The 21,928-nt window shown below is 51.1% G+C and carries 25 protein-coding genes; 16 read left to right on the top strand and 9 right to left on the bottom strand.

Features of this window, described 5'->3' with window-relative positions; all coding sequences use genetic code 11:
* The first annotated feature begins 220 nt into the window (after nucleotides 1-220).
* Complete coding sequence (locus FOA19_RS08970; protein WP_149090388.1) at nucleotides 221-349, top strand: 30S ribosomal protein THX; 129 nt, start codon at nucleotides 221-223, stop codon at nucleotides 347-349.
* 118 nt (nucleotides 350-467) lie between these two features.
* On the opposite strand, the gene FOA19_RS08965 is transcribed toward FOA19_RS08970, so the two are convergent.
* Nucleotides 468-1,727 carry an MFS transporter gene (locus FOA19_RS08965; protein ID WP_149090387.1) on the bottom strand — a complete coding sequence of 420 codons (1,260 nt, stop codon included), beginning with the start codon at nucleotides 1,725-1,727 and terminating at the stop codon, nucleotides 468-470.
* 185 nt (nucleotides 1,728-1,912) lie between these two features.
* Between FOA19_RS08965 and FOA19_RS08960 the strand changes: the two genes are divergently transcribed.
* On the top strand, nucleotides 1,913-2,347 hold the full coding sequence (locus FOA19_RS08960; protein ID WP_149090386.1) for a hypothetical protein: 435 nt from the start codon (nucleotides 1,913-1,915) through the stop codon (nucleotides 2,345-2,347).
* Between the two features lie 155 nt (nucleotides 2,348-2,502).
* Here FOA19_RS08960 and FOA19_RS08955 read toward each other — a convergent pair whose 3' ends face one another.
* Together FOA19_RS08955 and FOA19_RS08950 are read right to left on the bottom strand one after the other, a co-directional pair.
* Nucleotides 2,503-3,519 carry a cytochrome d ubiquinol oxidase subunit II gene (locus FOA19_RS08955; RefSeq protein ID WP_149090385.1) on the bottom strand — a complete coding sequence of 339 codons (1,017 nt, stop codon included), beginning with the start codon at nucleotides 3,517-3,519 and terminating at the stop codon, nucleotides 2,503-2,505.
* Nucleotides 3,520-3,528: 9 nt separating this feature from the next.
* Nucleotides 3,529-4,863: a cytochrome ubiquinol oxidase subunit I gene (locus FOA19_RS08950; RefSeq protein WP_149090384.1), complete on the bottom strand. Its 1,335-nt coding sequence runs from the start codon at nucleotides 4,861-4,863 to the stop codon at nucleotides 3,529-3,531.
* Between the two features lie 760 nt (nucleotides 4,864-5,623).
* Between FOA19_RS08950 and FOA19_RS08945 the strand changes: the two genes are divergently transcribed.
* Nucleotides 5,624-6,019, top strand: a complete 396-nt coding sequence (locus FOA19_RS08945; protein ID WP_149090383.1) for a group III truncated hemoglobin — start codon at nucleotides 5,624-5,626, stop codon at nucleotides 6,017-6,019.
* A 288-nt stretch (nucleotides 6,020-6,307) separates the two neighbouring features.
* Here the strand turns inward: FOA19_RS08945 and FOA19_RS08940 are convergent, their stop codons facing one another.
* Nucleotides 6,308-6,703: a YidH family protein gene (locus FOA19_RS08940; RefSeq protein ID WP_149090382.1), complete on the bottom strand. Its 396-nt coding sequence runs from the start codon at nucleotides 6,701-6,703 to the stop codon at nucleotides 6,308-6,310.
* Nucleotides 6,704-6,877: 174 nt separating this feature from the next.
* On the opposite strand from FOA19_RS08940, the gene FOA19_RS08935 reads away from it, so the two are divergent.
* The 12 genes from FOA19_RS08935 to FOA19_RS08890 all read left to right on the top strand — a co-directional run bounded on the left by FOA19_RS08935 (nucleotide 6,878) and on the right by FOA19_RS08890 (nucleotide 15,585).
* Entirely contained in the window at nucleotides 6,878-7,510 is a 633-nt protein-coding gene (locus FOA19_RS08935) for a DUF6799 domain-containing protein (RefSeq protein WP_149090381.1), read from the top strand.
* Nucleotides 7,511-7,529: 19 nt separating this feature from the next.
* Nucleotides 7,530-8,417 carry a YitT family protein gene (locus FOA19_RS08930; RefSeq protein WP_223808796.1) on the top strand — a complete coding sequence of 296 codons (888 nt, stop codon included), beginning with the start codon at nucleotides 7,530-7,532 and terminating at the stop codon, nucleotides 8,415-8,417.
* Nucleotides 8,418-8,865: 448 nt separating this feature from the next.
* A complete protein-coding gene (locus tag FOA19_RS08925; protein WP_062543751.1) occupies nucleotides 8,866-9,465 on the top strand; it encodes an RNA polymerase sigma factor in 600 nt (199 codons plus the stop codon).
* Nucleotides 9,440-9,670, top strand: a complete 231-nt coding sequence (locus FOA19_RS08920) for an anti-sigma factor (protein ID WP_149090380.1) — start codon at nucleotides 9,440-9,442, stop codon at nucleotides 9,668-9,670. Before FOA19_RS08925 ends, FOA19_RS08920 begins: the two co-directional genes overlap by 26 nt.
* A 333-nt stretch (nucleotides 9,671-10,003) precedes the next feature.
* Nucleotides 10,004-10,513, top strand: coding sequence for a GAF domain-containing protein (locus FOA19_RS08915; protein WP_149090379.1), 510 nt, complete (start codon nucleotides 10,004-10,006; stop codon nucleotides 10,511-10,513).
* A gap of 27 nt (nucleotides 10,514-10,540) precedes the next feature.
* Nucleotides 10,541-10,672 (top strand): hypothetical protein, encoded by a 132-nt coding sequence (locus tag FOA19_RS23675; protein WP_262713902.1) that lies wholly within the window; start codon nucleotides 10,541-10,543, stop codon nucleotides 10,670-10,672.
* A 106-nt stretch (nucleotides 10,673-10,778) separates the two neighbouring features.
* The gene (locus FOA19_RS23335; protein ID WP_190300331.1) at nucleotides 10,779-10,937 is read left to right on the top strand and encodes a hypothetical protein; all 159 of its coding nucleotides are present in this window, start codon (nucleotides 10,779-10,781) and stop codon (nucleotides 10,935-10,937) included.
* 258 nt (nucleotides 10,938-11,195) lie between these two features.
* Nucleotides 11,196-11,768, top strand: a complete 573-nt coding sequence (locus FOA19_RS08910) for a heme NO-binding domain-containing protein (protein ID WP_149090378.1) — start codon at nucleotides 11,196-11,198, stop codon at nucleotides 11,766-11,768.
* A 249-nt stretch (nucleotides 11,769-12,017) separates the two neighbouring features.
* Nucleotides 12,018-12,695: an endonuclease III gene (nth, locus tag FOA19_RS08905; RefSeq protein ID WP_149090377.1), complete on the top strand. Its 678-nt coding sequence runs from the start codon at nucleotides 12,018-12,020 to the stop codon at nucleotides 12,693-12,695.
* 177 nt (nucleotides 12,696-12,872) lie between these two features.
* On the top strand, nucleotides 12,873-13,421 hold the full coding sequence (locus tag FOA19_RS08900) for an STM3941 family protein (protein WP_149090376.1): 549 nt from the start codon (nucleotides 12,873-12,875) through the stop codon (nucleotides 13,419-13,421).
* Between the two features lie 90 nt (nucleotides 13,422-13,511).
* On the top strand, nucleotides 13,512-13,889 hold the full coding sequence (locus tag FOA19_RS08895) for a nuclear transport factor 2 family protein (RefSeq protein ID WP_149090375.1): 378 nt from the start codon (nucleotides 13,512-13,514) through the stop codon (nucleotides 13,887-13,889).
* 184 nt (nucleotides 13,890-14,073) lie between these two features.
* Nucleotides 14,074-15,585 (top strand): class A beta-lactamase-related serine hydrolase, encoded by a 1,512-nt coding sequence (locus FOA19_RS08890; protein ID WP_223808795.1) that lies wholly within the window; start codon nucleotides 14,074-14,076, stop codon nucleotides 15,583-15,585.
* A gap of 66 nt (nucleotides 15,586-15,651) precedes the next feature.
* Here the strand turns inward: FOA19_RS08890 and FOA19_RS08885 are convergent, their stop codons facing one another.
* Both FOA19_RS08885 and gldB read right to left on the bottom strand, forming a co-directional pair.
* Nucleotides 15,652-16,854 carry a glycosyltransferase family 4 protein gene (locus FOA19_RS08885; protein ID WP_149090374.1) on the bottom strand — a complete coding sequence of 401 codons (1,203 nt, stop codon included), beginning with the start codon at nucleotides 16,852-16,854 and terminating at the stop codon, nucleotides 15,652-15,654.
* A 64-nt stretch (nucleotides 16,855-16,918) separates the two neighbouring features.
* On the bottom strand, nucleotides 16,919-17,914 hold the full coding sequence (gene gldB, locus FOA19_RS08880) for a gliding motility lipoprotein GldB (RefSeq protein ID WP_223808794.1): 996 nt from the start codon (nucleotides 17,912-17,914) through the stop codon (nucleotides 16,919-16,921).
* Nucleotides 17,915-17,976: 62 nt separating this feature from the next.
* Between gldB and FOA19_RS08875 the strand changes: the two genes are divergently transcribed.
* Nucleotides 17,977-18,669, top strand: a complete 693-nt coding sequence (locus FOA19_RS08875) for a porin family protein (RefSeq protein WP_149090373.1) — start codon at nucleotides 17,977-17,979, stop codon at nucleotides 18,667-18,669.
* Nucleotides 18,670-18,789: 120 nt separating this feature from the next.
* Here FOA19_RS08875 and FOA19_RS08870 read toward each other — a convergent pair whose 3' ends face one another.
* The 3 genes from FOA19_RS08870 to FOA19_RS08860 all read right to left on the bottom strand — a co-directional run bounded on the left by FOA19_RS08870 (nucleotide 18,790) and on the right by FOA19_RS08860 (nucleotide 21,863).
* Nucleotides 18,790-20,394, bottom strand: coding sequence for an Rne/Rng family ribonuclease (locus FOA19_RS08870; RefSeq protein WP_149090372.1), 1,605 nt, complete (start codon nucleotides 20,392-20,394; stop codon nucleotides 18,790-18,792).
* A 218-nt stretch (nucleotides 20,395-20,612) separates the two neighbouring features.
* Complete coding sequence (locus tag FOA19_RS08865) at nucleotides 20,613-21,497, bottom strand: tetratricopeptide repeat protein (RefSeq protein WP_223808793.1); 885 nt, start codon at nucleotides 21,495-21,497, stop codon at nucleotides 20,613-20,615.
* A 60-nt stretch (nucleotides 21,498-21,557) separates the two neighbouring features.
* On the bottom strand, nucleotides 21,558-21,863 hold the full coding sequence (locus FOA19_RS08860) for an HU family DNA-binding protein (protein WP_149090371.1): 306 nt from the start codon (nucleotides 21,861-21,863) through the stop codon (nucleotides 21,558-21,560).
* Nucleotides 21,864-21,928 lie beyond the last annotated feature (65 nt).

The following is a 21,928-nucleotide window of genomic DNA, read 5'->3' as shown; positions in this document are numbered from 1 at the left end:
GTTATTAAATGAGCGCAAGGCCAAGCCGCAAAGGTAGGCATACGCATTGGTTTTTAGAAGGGTACCCGCGGATTCCGTTTTAAGGTTACTTTCTGAGAACCAGGCCCGAAACGCAGAAAGAAACTTGCGCTTATTTCGCAGACTTTGTAACTTTCTCTTCCTGACTCTCGCACAAGAGAACTTGTTACCCAATGTTTCAATCTAACCAACTACATTCACCATGGGAAAAGGAGATAAAAAAAGCAAAAAGGGCAAGATCAGCCAAGGTTCTTACGGCAACAGCCGCCCTCAAAAACCTAAAAATGAGGCCACCAAAGCCGCTAAGCTCACCGTAGCCGGCAAGGCCTAAGTTCTTGCTGCTAACAGCGAGGCCCGCCAGATCTTTTCTGGCGGGCCTCGCTGTTTTTAGGCTGTTTCTGTAAAAACGGGTTTAAAATGCGGAAAAGAGACCAGGTGGCGCTTGGTCTCTACAGACTTAATTTGCGCAGCTTATCGGCTTTCCAGGCGGTAAAGGCGACGATGAGAATGGTCATGGTGCCCCCGAATACCACCGACGGGACCACGCCCAGCAGTTTGGCGGCCAAACCCGATTCAAAAGACCCGATCTCGTTGCTGGAGCCCACAAAGATGTTGTTCACGCTGGAGACGCGGCCTTTCATGTGCTCGGGCGTAAGCGTATGGATCAGGGTAGACCGGATGATCACCGAGACGCTGTCCAGCACGCCGCTCAGCAGCAGCATCCCAAACGAGAGCCAGAACAACTTAGATAAGCCAAACACAATGATGCACGCCCCGAACCCGGCCACTGCCCACAGCATTTTCTTCCCAGCGTTGAAGGTAATCGGCCGATAGGCCATGAACAACGCCATGGTCACAGAGCCAATAGCTGGCGCCGAACGCAGCAAGCCCAAGCCCTGCGGTCCGATCTTAAGGATATCCGAGGCGAATACCGGCAACAGAATCACGGCTCCGCCGAAGAGCACCGCGAACATATCCAAGGCCAGCGCACTCAAGATGATCTGGTTCCCGAACACGAACTTGAGGCCGGTCTGCAGGCTTTCCTTGATCTTGAGTTTCGGACCTTCGCTCACCGGCAAGGGCCGGGCAGCGATGAACGTGTACAGTAAAAGCGACAGCAGCACCAGCGAGGCATCTACCCCAAAGGCCGCCGTCACACCGCCAAAAGCATACACCAAGCCCCCAATGGCCGGACCCGCCACCGAGCCTGCCTGCCAGGTGGTACTACTCCAGGTAATAGCATTGGCATACATTTTACGGTCTGGCAGCATTTGCGGCATGAAGGCAAACACGGCCGGCCCCATGAATCCGCGTGCGATGCCGCTCAGGAAAATCACCGAGTAGATGGGCAGCGTACCAAAGGCGTGCAGGATTTTACCAACATCCAGGGTGTAGAACAAAAGCGCCAACGAACAGAAAAGCAGCACACTCAGGACGGTAATGATAATGCGCTTGCGTGGAATGATGTCCGCCACGTGCCCTGCGTACAGTGCCACCGTGATAGACGGAATCGCCTCCACTAGCCCGATCAGTCCCAGCGAAAAGGGGTCTTTGGTGATGTCGTAGATCTGCCAACCCACTACCACGGCCTGTATTTGCATGGCCAGGGTAATGCAGAAGCGGGCAGAAACGAAAAGTCTGAATTCAGGAATCCGGAGCACGGCGTACGGATCATGCCGCTCCTCTTGGTTGGGGGTAGGTGTTGTCACAAGTCAGGAAATAGGGAATTCAAAGGTATTGCATTTTTCAATGGATTACGGTTATTACGCCTTAAGAATGAACGCTGAACCAAATATAGCTGTTGACTATATTCAAAAGCTTACCACCTATTTGGCTTGAAAATGGCTATGATTGTGTGTAATGTTGTAAGTTTACTGTAAATAAGCGTTTCCCTATGTCTCCATTATTTCTAGATGCCATTGCGTTGACCTACCGTCCAGACCTGGATGTGTTGATTCTGCGCTGGCCACAGCCGGTGTACGCCTTCACAGCCCGGGAAGTGTACCAGCAGGTTTTGGAGTTAGCCAAAGATACGCAAGCCCGTTACTGGCTGTTTGATATCAGAAGCCGGGGCCCTCTCTCCAAGGAAGACGTTGACTGGTTGCGTGAAACCTACTTCCCGGCCTTGCACGGCCAACTGGGGCATATTACCCATGTGGCTTACCTGGTTTCTCCGGCTCACGCCAATGACCTTGAGACCAAGTCCTCGGCTACGCAGATGCGAGCCCTGCCTTGGTACGGATCAGGCGCCGATTTTGAAGGCTTCACCTCAGAAACCGAAGCCTTGCATTGGCTCAAAAAATGCCAGTTGGTGGAAGTGGTCAAGTAACGCATCTGATCTAATAAATAGAAAAGCGGCCCGATTGGTAGAACAATACCAATCGGGCCGCTTCATTTGATACCTTTATCGTCCCTGCTTTAAGGGTGTTTTTGGAAAATTGGCGCAGAACCCCCCCTTGGCCTCATTGGATACGAACAGGCAGCTTACACCTCGTAATCATGGATGGGTTTGGTCTGGAAACTGTAGAACAGATAGAAAAGCGCGGGCAAGATAAACACGCTGCCCAGCACCAGGGCCCAGCCCAACGCCGTGATGGTAGCCGCCGGTGCCTGGGTCTCCAGCAAAGACAGGTGATCGCCGCCGCGCAGTAAAATAAAATCGGGGAAATGGGCCCACCCGATGGCCAGCAGAATCATGGTCACCTGAAACCCAGCCAGCACCCGCAGCACCTTCCCCTGTCCTCGTCCCAGCAAGAACCACAGCAGCGCCAGTGACAGCGTAGCCAGCACAATGGCGGTGAACGAGACCGCATTCCCGAAAAGCCACTCCAAAAGCGGAACGCCTTCTACCTGGGCCGCCACAAACACCAACGCGCCGCACACCACGGCCACGATGTTCAGAATCAAGGCTTTCTCCACAAACCGTCGGCGGTCCTGCTCCTCGGCTTCGCCGATTAAGTAGATGGCCGCCAGAAATCCGCAGAGCGCCACCGTGAAGAACCCCACCGCCACCGAAAACCAATGCAGCCAACTGAACACGTACGCATCCAGGAAATTGTCTGCCTGCACATCAATATGCCCCGACACCGCACTTCCGGCGATGATGCCCAGAAATAACGGCGTCAGGAAGCTGGAGTACACGAAGATGTTGTTGTAGACTACCTGCATCTCATCTACCACCGCATCATAGTGCCGAAACACGAAAGCCGTGCCTCGCGCAATAATGCCAATGAGCAGCAGCACCAACGGAATATGCAGGTACACCGACATGGTGGCGTAAATCTTGGGAAAACCCACAAACAAAATCACGATGGCAATGATGAGCCACATGTGATTGGCTTCCCAGATAGGCCCGATGGCGTGGTACATAGTAGTCCGGGTTTTCCTGATGTTGCGCCGGTGGGTGAACAGTTCTATGATACCGGCCCCAAAATCGGCGCCGCCCAGCAGAAAGTACAGGAGAATACCCAGGAAGAGAAAAGCGATGACAACGTATAGCATGGCTTCTGGTTAATGTGTGGCGTGCGCAGGTTCGGGGGTAATGTCATAAAGCGTAGGCACCGATTTGATTTGTCGGTACAGCAGATAGGCCACCACCAGCGTCAGAGACAGATAAATCCCCGTGAACAGGTAAAAGGAATAGGCGATGCCCGGCATAGGAGTCACGGCGTCTGCGGTACGCATGATGCCATAGAGAATCCAGGGCTGGCGGCCTACCTCGGTCACGGTCCAACCGGCCTCAATGGCGATAAAGCCCAGCGGAATGGCCAGCACGAACAGTCGCAACAGCCAGGTACTGTAGAGCCATTTCTTTTTCTTCCAGAGCGCCAGCAGATACAGCAAAGACACCAGCATCAGGAACGAGCCTAATCCTACCATGATCTGAAACGCGATGTGCGTCACCAGCACCGGCGGTTGGTCTTCTTTCGGGAATTTGTCTAAGCCTATCACCTCCTGCTCAAAGTTGCCATGCGCCAGGAAACTGAGCATGCCGGGTATTTTGATAGCATAGTTCACCTGCCTGGCATCTTCATCGGGCAGACCGCCCAGCACCAGCGCCGCTGATTTCTCGGTGTGGAAATGTGCTTCCATGGCAGCTAGTTTCGCTGGTTGCCGCTGGGCTACGTCTTTCGCGGAGATGTCACCGGAGATGGGTTGCAGAATGGCCGCCACCGCCCCAAAAATGGCGGCGATCTTGAATGCTTTGGCGTGGAAGACCACATTGTGCTTCTTCAGGATCATGAGCGCGTGCAGGCCCGCTACGGCAAAACCCGTTGCGGTGAAAGCCGCCAACGTCATGTGCAAGGCCTGCGAAAACCAGGCATCGTTGAACATGGCTTTGATGGGATCAATGTTCAGGTACTGCCCGTTCACGTAGTCAAACCCGGCGGGACTGTTCATCCAAGCATTGGCAGCTACCACCAGAATCCCGGAAGCCAATCCGCTCACTCCCACTACTACGCCCGTGAACCAATGGAACCACGGATTGAACCTACCCCAGCCGTACAGGAAGAAGCCCAACGCAATGGCTTCAATAAAGAAGGCCGTCCCCTCTAGCGAGAAAGGCATCCCGAAGATTGGTCCGGCGTGCTCCATGAACCTTGGCCACAGCAACCCCAACTCAAACGACAGCATGGTCCCCGAAACGGCACCTGTGGCGAAAAAGATGGCTACGCCCTTGCTCCACGCTTTGGTGAGGCGTTTGTAGACATCCTGGTGGGTGGTTAGGTAGCGGTAATGGGAAACAGCCATGAAGAACGGCATGACCATGCCGATGCAGGCGTAAATGATGTGAAAACCCAGCGACAGCGCCATCTGCGACCGGGCGGCAAAAAGGTCATCCATAGCATAAAGGATAAGTGGATACTCTGCCTAAAGCGCTGGAAAGGTAAGACAGGAAGTAATAGCAGGACAGGAAAAAGAGAGATTTCTTACGATTAGCTCTCGCTTTGTTTTTGATTTGCAGGGATGGTGGTTTTGAGAGGGAATTGTAGTCTGCTTCTGCTGGCGTGGCTGCGCTGTTACCGTGGGTGCATGAGCTGGGTTGTTTCATAGTTGGGCTCCGAGCGCTCACGGCCGCGAGGCCCCGCCTTCCGGCCTCGCGCTGCGCCAGCTTCCTTTGCTCCTTTCAGTCGCAATGCCTTCGGCACCGGAACCTGACAAGGCGCTCAACCGAAAGGCTTGAAACGGGAATGCGCCTACTAAGCGAGATTCTCCCCTTGAGGGGAGCGCAGAGGGGTGTTTACACCTGCTGATCATGGCGTCTACTCTCCAGTACCATGGTTCAAGTCTGTGACTTGGACCCAAAATGATCGGCAGTTTGCAACTGCCGTGAGGCGAGAGCCTCCTAACCACTCATTAGGTCAGTTCGCAGGCTGCTTTACGGTTTCCAACTACACTATTATTGATATAGAATTTCTACTTCAAAGGGGAACAGGGGAAAGTTTCCATCTATGGTCCTAACGCTTCCTTTACTATTTCCCATACTTCACCCCTGTTTTCATAAAAATGGCCCTAAAATGACCAACATCATTTCGCCGGACGGCACTAATGCGTAACCTTGCCTTGTTGAACGAACGGGAGGCGACCTGCTACCCCTATCAATATGAACGAAGAACTGAAACCTGATATAACCACTGAGGAAGACATCAAGAGATTGGTGGATGCTTTCTATGACCATGTAAACCAAGATGAACTACTGAGCCCGGTGTTCAATGAGTTTGCCAGGGTGGACTGGGAGCACCACCTGCCCAAGATGTATGAGTTCTGGAGTACGGTATTGTTTGGCTCCATGGCCTACAAAGGCCAACCCTTTCCCAAGCACTTGGCTTTACCCGTAGACCGAACACATTTTACCCGCTGGATTGCGCTTTTCACCCAAACGGTGGAAGAACTGTTTGCCGGTGAAATGGCCGAATTAGCCAAGCAGAAAGCCACCAGTATTGCCAACATCTTCCAAATGAAAATGGGCCTTTGGGCCACGCCGCTGGTAAAGCCTTAAGACGATTACTGCCTGTTTTTAGAAATCTACCCCAAAACTAGCCGTCTCTGATCTAGAAGAAAGGGAATACCTACAAAGCAGCAACGGCAGCCTTTCAAGGGCTGCCGTTGCTGCTTTGTAGGGGGTATATGGTAAGATGACATGGGTAACGTTAAGCTAAAAACGCGGCCCGCCATTCGGGAAGAGAAAAGAAAAGAAAGTGGGCGATTTTGCATTCCAACAGCACCTCTTCGTACTATCGCCGCACTTCCTTATTTCATTTAAGTACAATTTTCATACCAATCTCAATCATTGCTGACTGATGTTCATCTGCATAGATTTCTCAGCTTTCAGCAAAACCAGCATCTGTTTTGCTGGCACGTAAGCATCGCGCTTGCGCTGGATCAAGGCACGCTTTTTCGCGAATTTCCGGTAACCAATTCCGCCGATGACTATTCCCAACGGAATAAGAAAAACGGCAATCCACATGGAAACCGTGGAATTGAAAAACTGATGCAAGAAAACCCCTGCTATAATGAGCGACAGCGAGGTTCTCAAGTAAGCCAAAAACGTCCGCTCATTTGCAAAAGAGGTACGCTCTATGGCCAGGGTATCCTTGATTTCGGCATTAGCCTTCTCCTTCACTTTGAGGTCTTTCTTTACCTCCTCCCTAAACTCAGGCGTCATGCTAAATTCATATTCCATACACAGGTTTATACGACCGCATTTTTAAGAAGGATTTGCCAAATCTTTAACTTTTCAAAGAACCTTTCTGCATCTTTTACTTATCCCACCTATAGCAACTTATTTTCTGCGAGCCTTAACCCCATCATCTAGATAGCAAATACCGTATATAGAACCTGATTCAAATTCACACCTATGAAAAGAACCGTTCTATACCGCTTATCTTTCTTTTTGGCTTTTATCTGCCTTTCCGAATTGTCTTTGGCGCAGCAGACCTCAGACTCCCTTATCACGCGGTCCAATATCAAAGACAACACTATCTTCTGGCAACAGGGAAAACTGGTGCAGCACCGGGGCGGCAAACTCTATGAGGTACAGGAACCCGTTCAGTACAGCAACGGAACAGTGGTGTCGCCATCGGGCCAGGTAAGCTTAGCCGGCGGCAAGACCTACACGCTCAAACAGAAGAACGCCGTGAACCCCCAAGGCAAAGTGGTGTTGGTAGCCGATGACATTTTCACCCACAACACTATTATAGAGCACGAGAAGAAAGTAGTAGGCGACACGGAGGTGCGCATCCTAACGGTAAACGGCCAGATCGTATCGGCGGGAAACCAAAAGCAGAAGTTCACCTACAGCCTGGCGCAGGAAAAGAGAATCCAACTGCTGGAGCAGCTAGTGAAACTGCAGGAACAGCGCAACGCCCTGTTGGAAGCCAACCTCACCGCCCAAGAACGCCAAAGCATTGAAGCATACTATAACGGCCTGAACAAACAGCTGACTTCTGTCAACCAACAGCTGCAGGCGCTTTCTCCACCGGTTAAGTAAATCATAAGCTTCTGTTTCCTTGAATCCGCCTTTACCGCCTAAGCTCGCAGCCCTGAAAATCAAGCGCCCCTGGGGAAGGTTTCGCGATGTCCTGCTCATTTGTTTCGGGATCTGCTCCGCGGGCGTAGGCCTCAAAGGCTTCCTGATTCCCAACCATTTCATTGACGGCGGGGTAACGGGCCTTTCCATGCTTTTGTCCAGAAGCTCGGGGATTCCGCTGCCACTGTTAATTCTGCTCATCAACGCGCCTTTCCTTATTGCCGGCTACACGCAGGTGGCCCGTTCCTTTGCGCTCAAAAGCCTGCTGGCGGTCATCGGGTTGTCAGTACTTCTGTTGACCATAGAATTCCCCAGCATCACCCATGACAAATTGCTCACGGCGGTGTTTGGTGGGTTCTTTCTGGGGGCGGGCATTGGCTTGTCTATCAGGGGCGGCTGCGTGCTGGATGGCACCGAGATTATGGCGCTGCTTTTGAGCAAACGCACCAGCCTCACCATTGGCGATGTGATCCTAGTCATTAATCTCTTCCTTTTCCTGGGGGCGGCTTTTCTGTTGGGCGCCGAGCCGGCCATGTACTCGGTGCTCACGTATCTTACCGCTTCCAAGACCATTGACTTCATCATCAACGGGATTGAGGAATACACCGGCGTTACCATTGTATCGGTGCACAGTGACACCATGCGGCAGGCTATTCTAACCCAGTTGGGCCGGGCGGTGACCATCTACAAAGGCCAGCGGGGTTTCTCCGGCGAGGAGATCGACATCTTATACTGCGTGGTTACCCGCCTGGAGGTACAGAGGCTTAAAACCCTGATCACCGAACTGGACCCCGGGGCCTTCATCATCATGCACAGCATCAATGACACCTCGGGCGGCATGATCAAGAAAAGACCGCTGTCGCATTAGCCCCAAGCTAGACAAAGTCAATTTATCTCCTTTTTATTGGGGCGGGAAGCCTGAGATTGTTACTTTTGCCGTTCGGCCAGGATCTTTGAAGAAGGATTTGGCCTTTTTGACTTCTTTTTTAAAAAGTGGGCAAAAACTTTTCAGTAGCTTAACGGTGCATAAACCAAGACATTTTTGGGTGGTTTATGCCTCAAAACCGGCCAGAACGGGCGTTTGTCGCCTTTTATTGGTGTGATATTTGAGGCAGTTCTGTTTTCTGCGTTTAACCTGTTTTAAAGTGGGTTTTCTGAAAAGCAGTCCAAAACGAAAAAAAAGTTTTTTAGAATATTTTTTGGCGTTGCATTTCAATGCCCTATTTTCTATATTTGGTAATCACATAAAACCAATCTTACTAACCTAACCTCACAATATGGCATAAACCTCTACGTTACCTTATTTGTAGATTTAGATGAATACAGTACAGCTAAATGATTCGGCGTTAGTAACGTCGTATATCGCTGGTAACGAGAGCGCCTTTGAGGAATTGGTTAACCGCCACAAGAGCAAGGTTTATACCACTATTCTGCTTATAGTGAAAGATACCTACACAGCCGAAGACCTGTTACAGGAAACGTTTGTGAAGGCTATCCATACCATGAAGAGCGGTCGTTACAACGAAGAGGGCAAATTTTCATCCTGGATCTGCCGTATCGCCCATAACTTGGCTATTGATTACTTCCGTCGGGAGAAACGGAGCCCAATGATTACTTTGGAAGACGGCAGCAATGTGTTCAACACGTTGAGCTTCTCTGAAGAATCAGTGGAATCCATCCGGATCAAAGAGGAAACGCATGCCCGCCTACGGGAACTGATCCAACAGTTACCGGCCGCGCAGAAAGAGGTGCTCATCATGCGCCACTACGCTGACATGAGTTTCCAGGAGATCGCAGAGGCTACCGGTGTCAGCATCAACACGGCTTTGGGCAGAATGAGATACGCATTAATTAACCTGCGGAAAAAAATGTCCAATGATAAAACAGCCTATGACCAAAACCTTTACTCATCATGATCTAGTACAGTACCTTTACAACGAACTGCCTAAAAAGCAACGCCTGGCCCTGGAAGAAGCCTTAATGGTGGACCAGGAACTAGCCGAAGCCTGTGCTGATCTGCTCCTCACCCAGCTAAGCTTAGAGGAAGCACTCACCCTACCAAGCGAGCGGGTCACTGATGCCATCATCAGTTACTCCAAAACTGTAAGTCTGCATCCGTAAAAGAATCAAGAGTAAGTAAAACAGGAAGCCCTGACTATCCCCAATAGTCAGGGCTTCCTGTTTTAGGCCTGTTTTCCAGAAAAGAGCATTTTTCTACGAGAACTGGCTTTTGCGCCGGCTCCAATTTATCGGTTTAGCTGATCCTTATGCCTTATAACTGAAGAAATTGGTTGTAGAAAAGTATGTAAAAAAAGAAAGTTGAACTGTGCCGGTAAATGATGGTGCGGCAAGTGATGAAAGCATTACCTTTGAAGGATGTCAAACCCCCAACTGAGACACTTAGGAGTAAAAACAACTACTCAGCAAAAGCCCAATCATATTCTTACAACACCAATGAAGAACACGTTCGGCTTGCCGATTATACCAGAGAACGAAGAGGAGAGGCTGGCCAAATTACATAGCCTATATATTTTGAATACCCACCGCGAGGAAGGCACCTTCAAACACATTGCCAGCATGGCCGCCCACATGTTCTCTGTCCCCATCGCGCTTGTCAACTTTGTAGACAGTGAGTATGTGCATACCAAAGGCAACGCAGGGTTAGACACCGCTCCACCGGTACCCAGGGGCACCAGCCTCTGCTCCCTGGCGGTGCTCAAGAACGGAGCCACGGTGTTTGAAAACGCGCTGGAGGAACCCTGTCTTTTGGCCAACCCTTTTGTGACCGGTGATTTAGGCCTGCGCTTTTACGCGGCTGCGCCCTTAAGAACCAACGATGGCTTTAACATTGGCGCCCTCTGCCTCGTGGACAAAGAACCAAGGAAGTTCTCTGAGTCTGACCAGCGCGTATTGGAGAGCCTTGCCTCTGTGGTGATGGAGAACATTGAGCGGGGCACCACCTAATCCAGGACATTTCAAAAGAACCCTGGCATGAAGGGCCAGTTGTTAACCCATGAGCCTCACGTCACCATCTGGTACAATGTGGTGAACGACACCCCTTCTGCCGACTGGCTGGGCGAGCAGACCGAGGAAACGTGCGCGACGGCTACGAGAAATCCTTAGGTTTCTAACGGATTACCGCTGCCCCAAGCTTCTGAATGACAACACGCACGTGACGGGGATGTGGTCAGATGCTGCGGAGTGGGTGGCACTGGATTAGATTCCCAGAATGGCGAAAGCCGGATGCAAGTTCCTGGCCCACGTTTACTCGCCAGATGTTTACGCCAGGCGCTCCACCGATAAAGCCATTGAATTTGGGATCAAAGGCGTCATGGTCTCTACCTTCCAAGATCACCCAGCAGCAGAAGAGTGGCTTACTGCTATTTGAACGCGCTAAGACTCCTTTCCCCTATCCTAACCTGGGTTTCTGACTTGATTTTAAGAAATCGCACCCAATTCCAATCTTCTGCTGAACGAAGGCTGCTCAAAGGAAAATTCAGCAAACCACAGTACCTCAGCCGCTTCCCTTTTGACAAGGAATTTTAAAGACTATCTTGGGTCCCTGAACCGGTACCGGTCGCCTCTTAAGGCACCTTGGAAACCTTCAGCCGCTTACCCGTATATATTCCTGACAAAAAACAGACAAATGACAACTGAAACGGGTCTCCAAGACATGATGCACGGCTCCATCTTCGTGCTGCTGAAGCGTTTTGTGGAAGGCACCTACGACTACAGCACCTGGGTCCGGCTGCTGGAGAAAGTGGGGGTGGAGCATTCCTCCTACCAGATGCAAGGCATGTACCCCACCGACGAGCTTTTCGCCATCGTACACCAAGCCTCCGAGGACACAGGCATTTCCGCCTACGAGCTCATGGAGCAATACGGGGAGTTCCTAGTGCCCGACTTGCTGCTGGTCTACAAGAAATACATCAAGCCTGAGTGGCGAACCTACGAGATGCTGCTCAACACCGAGGAGTCCATGCACGGGGCCGTAAAGAAGGAAGACAGCAGGACTTCTCCTCCAAAGTTGCTGGTGACAAAGCAGGGCGAGAATCGCCTGATCATTGACTATTACTCCAAGCGCCGCATGTGCGGGGTGGCCGTGGGCATTATCAAGGGGATTGCCAAATACTACGGCGAGACGGACATGGTAACGGTTACCCGCATGAGCGATCCCTACGCAGAAAGGGTGCAGATTCTGGTAGATTTCAACCGGTAAGCGTCTTTACTCCCAAATACAAGCGCCTTGATGATGCCACCGTAGTCAAGGCGCTTGTATTTAAAAAGAAAGGTTTGACTTCAAACTAGACGCTTTCCAAAACCACTCCCCTGTTTCCATCGGACAAACAAAATCGCATTTCTGGCTGAGCTTGCATTCTTTGTATAAGCCCATTCCTTTTTAGAACAACCATATATTCTGGCAGAAAGCCTCCTTTTGCCTAAGTTTGTATTCTAATCTTCTACCCTAATGCGTAAACCAGAGCGGTACCGCCATTTGATCTCCTATTTCACCCAGAACTTCCCCGAAGCGGAGACGGAGCTGGACTACCGCAATCCGTATGAACTGTTGGTAGCCGTGGTCCTGAGCGCCCAGTGCACCGACAAACGCGTGAACCTGGTCACCCCGGCTTTGTTTGAGGCCTTTCCCTCGCCAGCCGTACTAGGTACCGCCACTTCAGAGGACATCTTCCCGTACATCAAAAGCATCTCTTACCCCAACAACAAAGCCAAGCACCTGGCCGGCTTAGGCAAAATGCTGACGGAGCGTTTCGGGGGCGAGGTACCTTCTTCCATAGAAGAACTGCAACTACTGCCGGGCGTAGGCCGCAAAACCGCCAACGTGATTGCCTCCGTGATTTTCAACATGCCCGCTATGGCAGTGGACACGCACGTGTTCCGGGTTTCTAAGCGGCTGGGGCTGGTAAGTTCCAAAGCCAAAACTCCGCTGGAGGTGGAAAAAGAGCTGCTCAAACACATTCCGGTAGACCTGGTGCCCAAAGCGCACCACTGGCTCATTCTGCACGGGCGCTACATCTGCCTGGCGCGTACCCCGCAGTGCGAGCGCTGCCCCCTCACCCACTTTTGCGCCTACTACCAAAAGAACTGGCCCAACAAACCCGATGACCCGGAGAACAAGCTGGGATAAGCGAGCCGTTTTAAAGGAGTTTTGACGAAATCAGGCCAAAAACCAGGTGGATTTTCTTTTCTACGGCATACATAGTATATTAAAGATATATTTCGGGCAGGTGGGCGCAAATAGTCTGCCTCCGCAGGAAAGCTCCCTAGGCACTGCTGCCTAAAAAGTGAACCCCTTCAGAAATCCATGGACAGGATAGAAATCTACACCAGTAAGAAGAAATCGGTTTTGCTGCTTTTTGGCGCGCTCTTGTTTGTGGTATTAGGAGTATGGCTTTTCCTGAACGCAGAGAACCTCACCGGCTGGGCCGGGCGAAATCCGCTCATCCCGAAGGGAGTAGGCTTGGCCGCGGTTGTGTTCTTCGGGGGTTGCGCGGTGGTGGCCACCAAAAGAGTACTCAAAACAGAGTTGGCCTACATCATTGATCCCACCGGCTTGAGATTCTACCCTACCAGATCTAATCCCTTGGTGCTGACATGGAAAGACATTCTAGGCTTTGAGGAGGTAAGCATCCAGGGGCAGCAGTTTTTCATTATTCAGGTAGCGGACCCAAATTTCTGGGTTGAACAGGAGACCCGTTTCTTCCGCCGGAAAATGATGCAGTTCAACGTAAGCAACTATGGCTCGCCCTTCAATACCGCTGCCGCCGGGCTAGACATCAGCCATGAAGAACTGTCCAGGACCTTGAACAGCTATCTAGAAAAATATGGCCACGGAACCCCGGAGCGCGTCTAGCCTCTGCCCTTGTCCATCCTTCTACAGTATCCGCCGCTGACGGCCATTAACCGAATAGAAAATAAATCGCTTGCGTAACCTTACTCCGCTATGACAGACAGAGAGGAAATCATCCGGAATTACACAGACAGCTACAACCACTTTAATGTGGAAGGCATGGTGCGCGATTTTGATGAGGCCGTGGTGTTCGAAAACATCGCCAACGGCGAAACAAACCTGTCATTGACCGGGCTGCAGGCCTTTAAAGCGCAAGCAGAGCAGGCTAAAAACTACTTTTCTTCCAGAAAACAAACGATCACGTCTTTGAACCACCAGGGGAACCAGACCGAGGTTAACATTGCGTACAGTGCCATCCTGGCAACGGACCTGCCCAACGGCATGAAAAAAGGCGATGAACTAACCCTGCAAGGCAAATCAGTTTTCACCTTCTCAGGGGATAAAATCATCAAGTTAGCGGATATCAGCTAAGGAGACCGGAAGAAATCAGTCCTCTGGACTTCGCTTTAGCCTCAAATTCTTAAAATCAGCCCAGAAACAGCGCTGAAATTTATTCGTGCTTTTCACCTTCTCCGCAGAGGGTAAAAGGGATGTTGGCTGTCTCTTGTAGTAGTACTTTCGTTTTGAATCCCCTGGACAAAAAAGAACTACACTGATGATGCCTTCAAAAAACCTCAGGATACTGGTCCTGCTACTCGGGTTCCTTTCTGTGTCTTTCTTGGGACAGGCGCAGGAAGCGCCTAGCTCAAAGCTGTACAAAGCCATTATGGTACAGGACAGCCTCCTCTTCAATGTGGGGTTCAACACCTGTAATATGGCCCAGTTTGAGAACGTGGTGAGCGACAATTTTGAGTTCTACCATGACAAAGGCGGCATCACGCCCACGAAAGCGGCCTTTATCTCCAGCTTTAAGAACGGTTTATGCAAATCGCCCTCTACGTACCAGTCGCGGAGGGAATTGGTCCCCGGCAGTACCGAGGTGTTTCCCCTGTACAAAGACAATCAGGTGCTGTACGGGGCCATCCAGACGGGAAAGCACCGCTTTTATGAAAAAGAGGCCGGAAAAGCCGAGACCTTCGCCAGCACCGCTCGGTTCACCCACGTTTGGAACCTGGAAAATGGCGCTTGGAAACTGGTGCGGAGCCTGAGCTATGACCACGTGAACGCGACTACCCCTAGAGTAGGAGAAGCGGCCTTTGCCAACGACGCAGAGATAGAGGCCTGGCTCAAGGAAAACAAGTTTCCGGCCATGGCCATCGGGATTATCAAGGAAGGAAAACTCCAGCAGGTGAAAGTTTTCGGGGAGCTGAAAAAAGGGACGCCTGCTCCTTACAACACCATTTTCAATGTGGCGTCGCTGGCCAAACCCATCACCGCCATGGTGACCATGAAACTGGTGAACGCCGGCAAATGGAAGCTAGACGAGCCCCTGGCCACCTACTGGACCGACCCTGATATTGCCCATGACCCCAGAAGCAAAAAACTGACTACCCGCCACGTCCTGACCCACCAGACGGGTTTCCCCAATTGGCGCTGGCTGAACGAATCCAAAAAACTCGCTTTCCAATTTGACCCCGGCACCAAGTACCAGTACTCAGGGGAAGGCATGGAGTATTTGAGAAAAGCGATAGAGAAGAAATTCAACAAAACCCTAGATCAACTAGCCGATTCGCTCCTCTTCAAACCCTTGAACATGAAGGACACCAAATACGTCTGGGACAAAGGCGTGGATGAAACGCGGTTTGCGCTGTGGCATAACACGAAAGGCGGCCTCTACGACACCTACAAGAACACCAGCGCCAATGCCGCCGATGACCTTCTAACCACGGTGGAAGATTACAGCAAGTTTCTGATCTCGGTGATGAACGGGGCCGGGCTTTCCAAAGAGACCTACGCTGAAATGGTTTCGCACCAGGTAAAAACCAAGGATAACATCTACTTCGGGCTAGGGATGGAGGTCTATGATCTGGGGAACGGAGAATACGCCTTGTCGCACAGCGGATCGGATCACGGGGCCGCCGCGCTGTTCTTCATTCTTCCCAAATCAAAGAGAGGCTTGATCATGATGACCAACGTGGATGAAGGGTACCGTTCCTATGAGAAAATGGTGAAAACCTACCTGGGCGATGCGGGCCAGAAAATCATTGACATCGCCATGAAAGAATAGCTGCCCTTGAAAGAGCGACGCAGGTCTTTCGTCACGTGGAACACTGCATCTGGAAGACGGAACGGGTTACCTTTTCTGCTGCGTCACCTGCTCAAAGATCTTTTCCAATACAGGAATCATCTTGAGGCGATCGAACTGCTCCCGGGCCACTCGCGCTGCCTTCCCGCGCATGAAAGTCATTTCCTCAGATTGCGATAATCTCTGCTCCAGAGAATGAGCCAAGGCTTGGGCATCTCCGGCGGGTACGTACCAACCGCAGCCTTGCGCTTCCACCAACTTTTTGGTCCAGCCGGGATTAGTGACGATGACGGGAGTTCCTACCGCCAGACTATCGAAAAGCTTTCCCGGGGAGTTCGCTTCCAGCACCGGCAAGTCAATAAAAGACACAACTGACACCTCCGCGATAGAGAACAGGCGGAAGATTTCGTGGCGGGGCAAAGGCGGCAATAGCTTGATATTGCTCTGCTGTTTTGCGGCTGTTTCCAGCAAAGGAGCATCAAAACCCTGACCGGTGAAAACAAAGCATATCTCCGGATGGTGTTGCAGCAACTCGGCTGCCTTTACTATCAAGGGTATATCATTGGCGCGGCCGTAGGTTCCGGCATAAAGAACCACCTTCTTCCCCTGCAATCCCAACTCCTCCCGCAAGGCCTGCTGTTCGACCAAAGAGATGGGCTGCGCAGGTATCTCTGTGCCGTTTACAAGTGTAGTCACTTCCTGGGGAGCGATGCCTTTGTCCAGGATATACCTTTCCATATCAGCAGACAGCGGAATGATGTGGGCGGCCTGCCTGTACAAGGAGGCTTCCATGCGGTACAACTGGCGCTGCGCGAGTTTAGACGGCACCGCGCCCATCTGGATGGGGAAAGAAGGCCAGAGATCCTGCACCTCAAACACCCAGGGCACTTTCCTGAACCGGGACACTTGCGCTGCCGCCCAAGCCGTGGTCAAGGGCGTAGAAACGCCCCAGATGACATCGGGCTTGGGCATCCGTAAGCCTTTCACCAGTGCATGCGTAGCAAAAGACCCAAAAGCCTGCAGCCGCTGCACCACGCCCATCTTGTTGGAGTACGGCACGTCAATGGATACCAACTCCACGCCGGGCGGTACCCAGTCATACTGTTGCGTAAGGCGTTTGCTCTCCCAGGCGCTGGAGGTGATAAGGGTGATCTGGTGCCGTTTCGCCAGTTCTGCCATAAACGTGTAATGCCGGCACGTGGCCGGGCAGTCTGGGTTATGGTGATACTGGTGAAACAGCGCAATGTGCATGGCAACGGGGAGGGAGGTAACGTTTAGGGGCTGTTTTCTAGAAAACAGCCCCTAAACGGAAAACTTACTTTTTCTGCGGTTTGTATTTAGACCGCTCCAGAATCTTGCGGGCGTCTTTTTCCTCCATGAGTTGGGGCAACGTCACGTCTGGGTTATTCTCCATGTACTTGCGCACAATTTGCCAGCCTACCCACGTAGCGATACGACCGGGGCAACGCTCACTGATCTCGGGTACGTTGGGCCGCTCGCCAATGTACTTCCTGATGGTAAACTGGCTGGTCTCATACAATAAACCTTTCTCCACCAGGTGCGCCCAGATTTTGCCTTCGTTGTAGTTCACATCGGCCAGTTCCTGGCCAGAGTACCAGATAATGAGCGAGTCTGGTGTGCAGGGCAGCATTTTCTGCGTGAAATAGTAAGACTTGCCGTAATCTATCATCTCGTCCAGCATCTCCTTGTTCACAAAATCGGTCTTGTTGAATTTGTTGGAGACCAGCAGCATGACAGACGGCACCAGGTTCTCTTTCTCGTAGCGCTTCAGGATGTACTCCGGCGCCTGCGGCCGATATGAGGCTTTCTTCCCGATGAAGAAGTCCAGGCCCAGCACCACCAGGCTGTCGCTCACAAGTAAATCGCGGCTTAAGCCCGAGATGAAGGATTGCACCTTGGGCAGGTGGAAAGATGGGAAATAGTATTTCACGTGCTTGAAACCGTTCTCCAGGCCCTGTTCCACGGTCTTCATGTCGCCAAACGTGGCGTTGCTCTGCTGATGCAGTTTATGGATGCTGGTATCGGTGGCCAAGCGGAGCAGGTTCTGGGCCATGAGTTCTTCTGAGGGGTAACGGTCGCGCAGCAGGAACCTGTCTCTGAGCAGCGGCTCCTCCTTCAAGAAAGCCTGCATCTCTGGCACAGTTTTTATCTTGAAAAAGCGTTCCTCCAAGCGGTCAATCTTTAGGTCTACCGCAATACGGGATACTTCCTCCGGAATCTCACACGTTTCTTTCTTTGAACAACTAAAAAACAATACAACAGTAAACAGCAGCAATAAATAGCCTCGCATCCTTATTCTTCCTTTATCTTTAAGCAAATTTAACGTACTAATTCTTAATACCCTCTTACCCTATGAAGATGATTCGTTTTACTCCCCTGGTTTTGGTTCTGGCCGCTCTTTTATTTTTCTCGCAGGAAGCCTCTGCGCAGATAGAGATTGGGGTGAAAGTAGCCCCGTCCGTTACCTCCACCCGTACCATTGCCAAAGACCAGTACAACTTTAAGAATGAGGGCGCGGGCGTAGGGTTTGGCATGGGCGTCATCGCCGACTATTTCTTCGGGGCGAATTACGCTTTTAGCACTGGTTTGATCTATAACGTAAAAGGCGGCGAAGTATCATACAACTACACCCAGTCTACAGACGGAGTTTCCACGGTTGTTTCTGGTTCAGACGATATCAACCTGCAGTACCTGGAGATTCCCATCTCCCTGAAGCTCTTTACCAACGAGGTAGCCACCGACACGCGCTTGTACTTCCAGGCGGGCACGTCGCTGAACACCCTGCTGGCGGCCAAAGTGAACGACAAGAAGGTTGACGCCGAGGGTGACCGCTTCACCAAGCGTTTCAACACCTTTGAGATTGGCGCCGTGCTGGGCGCCGGCGCCGAGTGGCAACTGGGCGAAAGCACCAAAATATTCGGGGGGCTTTCTTATCACCGCGGCCTCACCGATGTAGACGATGATTACTACGCCGGCATCTTCAATGACAACAAGGTGGAACTCAAGAACAGCTCTTTTGCCCTGGACTTCGGGATCAAGTTCTAATTCCGTTTTGGGCCTGTTTCTGTAGAAGGAAGCCCAAAACAGAGCAATCTGTACAGCAACGAAAAAGCCCCCGTTTCACAACGGGGGCTTTTTTTTTATATCGCAGGCGGAGGAAACGTTTTACTCTGTCTCTACCGCGCGGTCTTGTAACCCATTTACTTCAGTGTAAGCCGATTTCAGCTCAATTTCGTCGCCGTGTTCATCCATCACCTTGAAATCTGTGAGGGCGAGCGCCGTATCTTTCATCACGTTCACCCGCTTGAAGTGCTTCAGGAACCATCTCCGCTGTTTGGAGAGAATGCCTTTGGTGTAGTACGCGTGCAAGAACGGATGCACGTACAGCGTAATGTTCTTTTGATTCTGGCGGGTCAATAGATCTTCAATGGTCTGATCTATCTCGTCGGTTACCAGAATACTGGCGGATATCTTGCCGCTGCCTCCGCAGGTAGGGCATACCTCGCCGGTTACAATGTTCTGCTCAGGCCTTACGCGCTGGCGGGTGATCTGCATGAGGCCGAACTTGGAAATGGGCAACACCGTGTACTTAGACCGGTCTTTCTTCATCTCCTCCTTCACTACATCCTGCACGCGTTGCCGGTTCTCGGCCGACTTCATGTCAATGAAGTCCACTACAATGATTCCGCCCAAGTCCCGGAGGCGCAACTGACGCGCTACCTCTTTTGCCGCGGTAAGATTCACATTTAGGGCGGTCGCTTCCTGGTCCGTCTCGGAGTTGGATTTATTTCCGCTGTTCACATCTACCACGTGCAGGGCCTCGGTGTGTTCAATTACCAGGTACCCCCCGCCGGGGATGCTCACCGTCTTCCCAAAAAGGGATTTCAGTTGCTTTTCAATGTTGAACTGTTCAAAGGTTTTCACCTTACCCGAGTAATGCTTCAGGATCTTCAGCTTATCCGGGGCTATGGATTCAATGTAAGTTCTGATCTCGTCGTGCAGTTTGGCGTCATCCACCACAATGCTGTCAAAACTTTCATTCAAGATGTCTCTCAACATGGAGGAGGAGCGTCCTAGCTCCCCAATTACCTTGTCACGCTCCTTGGCGGTGCGCAACTTGGCAATGCCTTCTTCCCAGGTAGCCAGCATGGTACGGAGGTCTTTGTCTAACTCCGCCACCTCACGGCCTTCGGCCACGGTACGGATGATCACCCCAAAGTTTTCCGGTTTAATGGAAGTGATGAGGCGCTTTAGACGCGTACGCTCCTCTTTGCTCACAATCTTCTTTGACACGCTTACCGTGTTAGAGAAGGGCACAAGCACCAGGTAGCGGCCAGCCAGGGAAATCTCGCAAGAGAGCCGGGGCCCCTTGGTAGATATTGGCTCTTTTACAATCTGTACTAAGATCTGCTGCCCTTTTTTGAGGACATCGGCCATCTTACCCAGCTTGTCTATTTCAGGCTCAAACTTCACAGAATTAAGCTTGGCAGGCGTGTTCTTCTGGGTCTGCACCGTCTTCACGAATTTGTTGAGAGTCTTGATGTTCTCTCCCAAATCATGGTAGTGCAGGAACGCGTCTTTGGTGTAGCCAATGTCAATGAACGCTGCGTTCAGACCAGGCATCACCTTTTTCACGGTGCCCAGGAAAATGTCCCCTACAGAGTAGTTTGTATCATTCCGGTCGAAGTGATACTCTACAAGTCGCTTATCCTGAAGAAGGGCTATTCGTTCTCCATCTTGAGTAGAATTAATAATTAATTCGTTACTCAATGTATTAGATGCTTAGGTGGAAGAATATACCAAAGCCCATCATTACCTTAGTTGGTAATGTGGGCTCTCAGAATCAAAGGCCGGGCCTTATTTTTTCTTATGTCTATTCTTACGAAGACGCTTCTTTCTTTTGTGAGTAGAGATCTTATGTCTTTTTCTTTTCTTACCGCAAGGCATAGTGTTGATTTTTTATGTGTGAAAAATATTTTAACTCTCTTTTACTGTGCGCCGTTCAGGCGCTGCAGGTAACTGTCTACTGAGGCCTGCACCTCAGGGTCTTTGCTTATTTGCTTCACCTTAAGGAAAGCTTTCTGGGCATCTGCCTTTTTACCTGTCTCCGCTAACGCCACCCCCATGTAAAAAGTGCCCTCCACGTGGTTGGGGTTAACGGCCAGCAGTTCATTGAACCGGTCTACCGCCTTCTCATATTGATTAGACTGGATAGACAGCACGCCCAGGTTGAACAGGGCTTTCTCGTTCTTAGGGTCAGCGGCAATCACTTCACGCAGGAGGGTGATGCCCCGCATGGGTGTGCTGCTGGAGATATAGGTCATGGCCAGGTTGTTCTTGGCATCCAGGTTAGACGGGTTGTTTTTCAGGACCTGCTCATACAACCCCTGCGCCTTGCCACCCAGCTCCTGGGAGCGTTCCTGCGTGGCGGCAAAGGTGAATGCCTCAAAGTACTGATCGGCCGCCTTCTGGAAGCTTTTCTCACCGGGTCTCACCTGCGCTACCTGCTCATAGTAGAAACCTGCACTGTCATGCTTGGCGATGGCCGCGTATTTCTGCGCCAGCTCATCGGCCAGTTTGCCTTTGGCTTGTGAATTGCTTTCCCGGCTGAACTTGGTACGCAGCTCTGCGATCTCCTTCAACTGGGCGGGGGTAGCTTCCACGTGCGCAGCGGCAGGAGCTGCTGCTTCTGCGGCGTGGTCCTCGTGGCCCTCATGGTTAGGGTCATGCGAAGACTCGCCCGCCGAGGCAGGGGCTCCATTAGCGGCAAATTCGCCTTTCTTATCTTTATTGATAATGACTTTCGGTAACAACGCCATCAATACGGCCAGCACCACGGCAGAAAGAATGAGGGCTATCCGACCTTTTGACATACTCTTGTTATCCGGAAATTATTATGAAGCAAATAGTTAAGGCTGCAAAGGTACAAAAAACTAAGAAACTACTGGTTCTTTGATTTTTTTGCTGTTTTTGATCTTAGCAACGAATGTCTTAGACGGCTTGAAGGAAGGGATAAAGTGCTCGTCAATGATGATAGACGTGTTTTTGGAGATATTGCGGGCAACCTTCTTAGCGCGCTTCTTGTTTACAAAGCTCCCAAAGCCACGCACGTAAATGTTATTACCATCGGCCATGGAGTCCTTCACTACTTTGAAGAACGCTTCTACTGTGGCTGCAACATCAGACTTCTCAATCCCTGTCTTATCCGCAATTTCTGATATAACTTCTGCTTTAGTCACTTGTTTAATCTTTTAAAGTAATTGAGTAAAGATGAATATGTTTGTACAAACGTTTACTGTATCGC

The sequence above is a fragment of the Rufibacter hautae genome, assembly GCF_008271695.1.
GTDB classification, from domain to species: domain Bacteria; phylum Bacteroidota; class Bacteroidia; order Cytophagales; family Hymenobacteraceae; genus Nibribacter; species Nibribacter hautae.
The sequence above is the reverse complement of the archived record's forward strand: the minus strand, read 5'-3'. Positions and strand labels throughout refer to the sequence as shown.

What these genes read in the sequence shown, in the direction of transcription:
- FOA19_RS23335 (WP_190300331.1), top strand. Translation starts at nt 10,779, where the DNA reads ATGGCGAAAGCCGGATGCAAGTTCCTGGCCCACGTTTACTCGCCAGAT.
- FOA19_RS23675 (WP_262713902.1), top strand. Translation starts at nt 10,541, where the DNA reads ATGAAGGGCCAGTTGTTAACCCATGAGCCTCACGTCACCATCTGGTAC.
- FOA19_RS08960 (WP_149090386.1), top strand. Translation starts at nt 1,913, where the DNA reads ATGTCTCCATTATTTCTAGATGCCATTGCGTTGACCTACCGTCCAGAC.
- FOA19_RS08875 (WP_149090373.1), top strand. Translation starts at nt 17,977, where the DNA reads ATGAAGATGATTCGTTTTACTCCCCTGGTTTTGGTTCTGGCCGCTCTT.
- FOA19_RS08955 (WP_149090385.1), bottom strand. Translation starts at nt 3,519, where the DNA reads ATGCTATACGTTGTCATCGCTTTTCTCTTCCTGGGTATTCTCCTGTAC.
- nth (WP_149090377.1), top strand. Translation starts at nt 12,018, where the DNA reads ATGCGTAAACCAGAGCGGTACCGCCATTTGATCTCCTATTTCACCCAG.
- FOA19_RS08920 (WP_149090380.1), top strand. Translation starts at nt 9,440, where the DNA reads ATGACCAAAACCTTTACTCATCATGATCTAGTACAGTACCTTTACAAC.
- FOA19_RS08895 (WP_149090375.1), top strand. Translation starts at nt 13,512, where the DNA reads ATGACAGACAGAGAGGAAATCATCCGGAATTACACAGACAGCTACAAC.
- FOA19_RS08970 (WP_149090388.1), top strand. Translation starts at nt 221, where the DNA reads ATGGGAAAAGGAGATAAAAAAAGCAAAAAGGGCAAGATCAGCCAAGGT.
- FOA19_RS08885 (WP_149090374.1), bottom strand. Translation starts at nt 16,854, where the DNA reads ATGCACATTGCGCTGTTTCACCAGTATCACCATAACCCAGACTGCCCG.
- gldB (WP_223808794.1), bottom strand. Translation starts at nt 17,914, where the DNA reads ATGCGAGGCTATTTATTGCTGCTGTTTACTGTTGTATTGTTTTTTAGT.
- FOA19_RS08865 (WP_223808793.1), bottom strand. Translation starts at nt 21,497, where the DNA reads ATGTCAAAAGGTCGGATAGCCCTCATTCTTTCTGCCGTGGTGCTGGCC.
- FOA19_RS08945 (WP_149090383.1), top strand. Translation starts at nt 5,624, where the DNA reads ATGAACGAAGAACTGAAACCTGATATAACCACTGAGGAAGACATCAAG.
- FOA19_RS08915 (WP_149090379.1), top strand. Translation starts at nt 10,004, where the DNA reads ATGAAGAACACGTTCGGCTTGCCGATTATACCAGAGAACGAAGAGGAG.
- FOA19_RS08900 (WP_149090376.1), top strand. Translation starts at nt 12,873, where the DNA reads ATGGACAGGATAGAAATCTACACCAGTAAGAAGAAATCGGTTTTGCTG.
- FOA19_RS08950 (WP_149090384.1), bottom strand. Translation starts at nt 4,863, where the DNA reads ATGGATGACCTTTTTGCCGCCCGGTCGCAGATGGCGCTGTCGCTGGGT.
- FOA19_RS08925 (WP_062543751.1), top strand. Translation starts at nt 8,866, where the DNA reads ATGAATACAGTACAGCTAAATGATTCGGCGTTAGTAACGTCGTATATC.
- FOA19_RS08910 (WP_149090378.1), top strand. Translation starts at nt 11,196, where the DNA reads ATGACAACTGAAACGGGTCTCCAAGACATGATGCACGGCTCCATCTTC.
- FOA19_RS08940 (WP_149090382.1), bottom strand. Translation starts at nt 6,703, where the DNA reads ATGGAATATGAATTTAGCATGACGCCTGAGTTTAGGGAGGAGGTAAAG.
- FOA19_RS08890 (WP_223808795.1), top strand. Translation starts at nt 14,074, where the DNA reads ATGATGCCTTCAAAAAACCTCAGGATACTGGTCCTGCTACTCGGGTTC.
- FOA19_RS08935 (WP_149090381.1), top strand. Translation starts at nt 6,878, where the DNA reads ATGAAAAGAACCGTTCTATACCGCTTATCTTTCTTTTTGGCTTTTATC.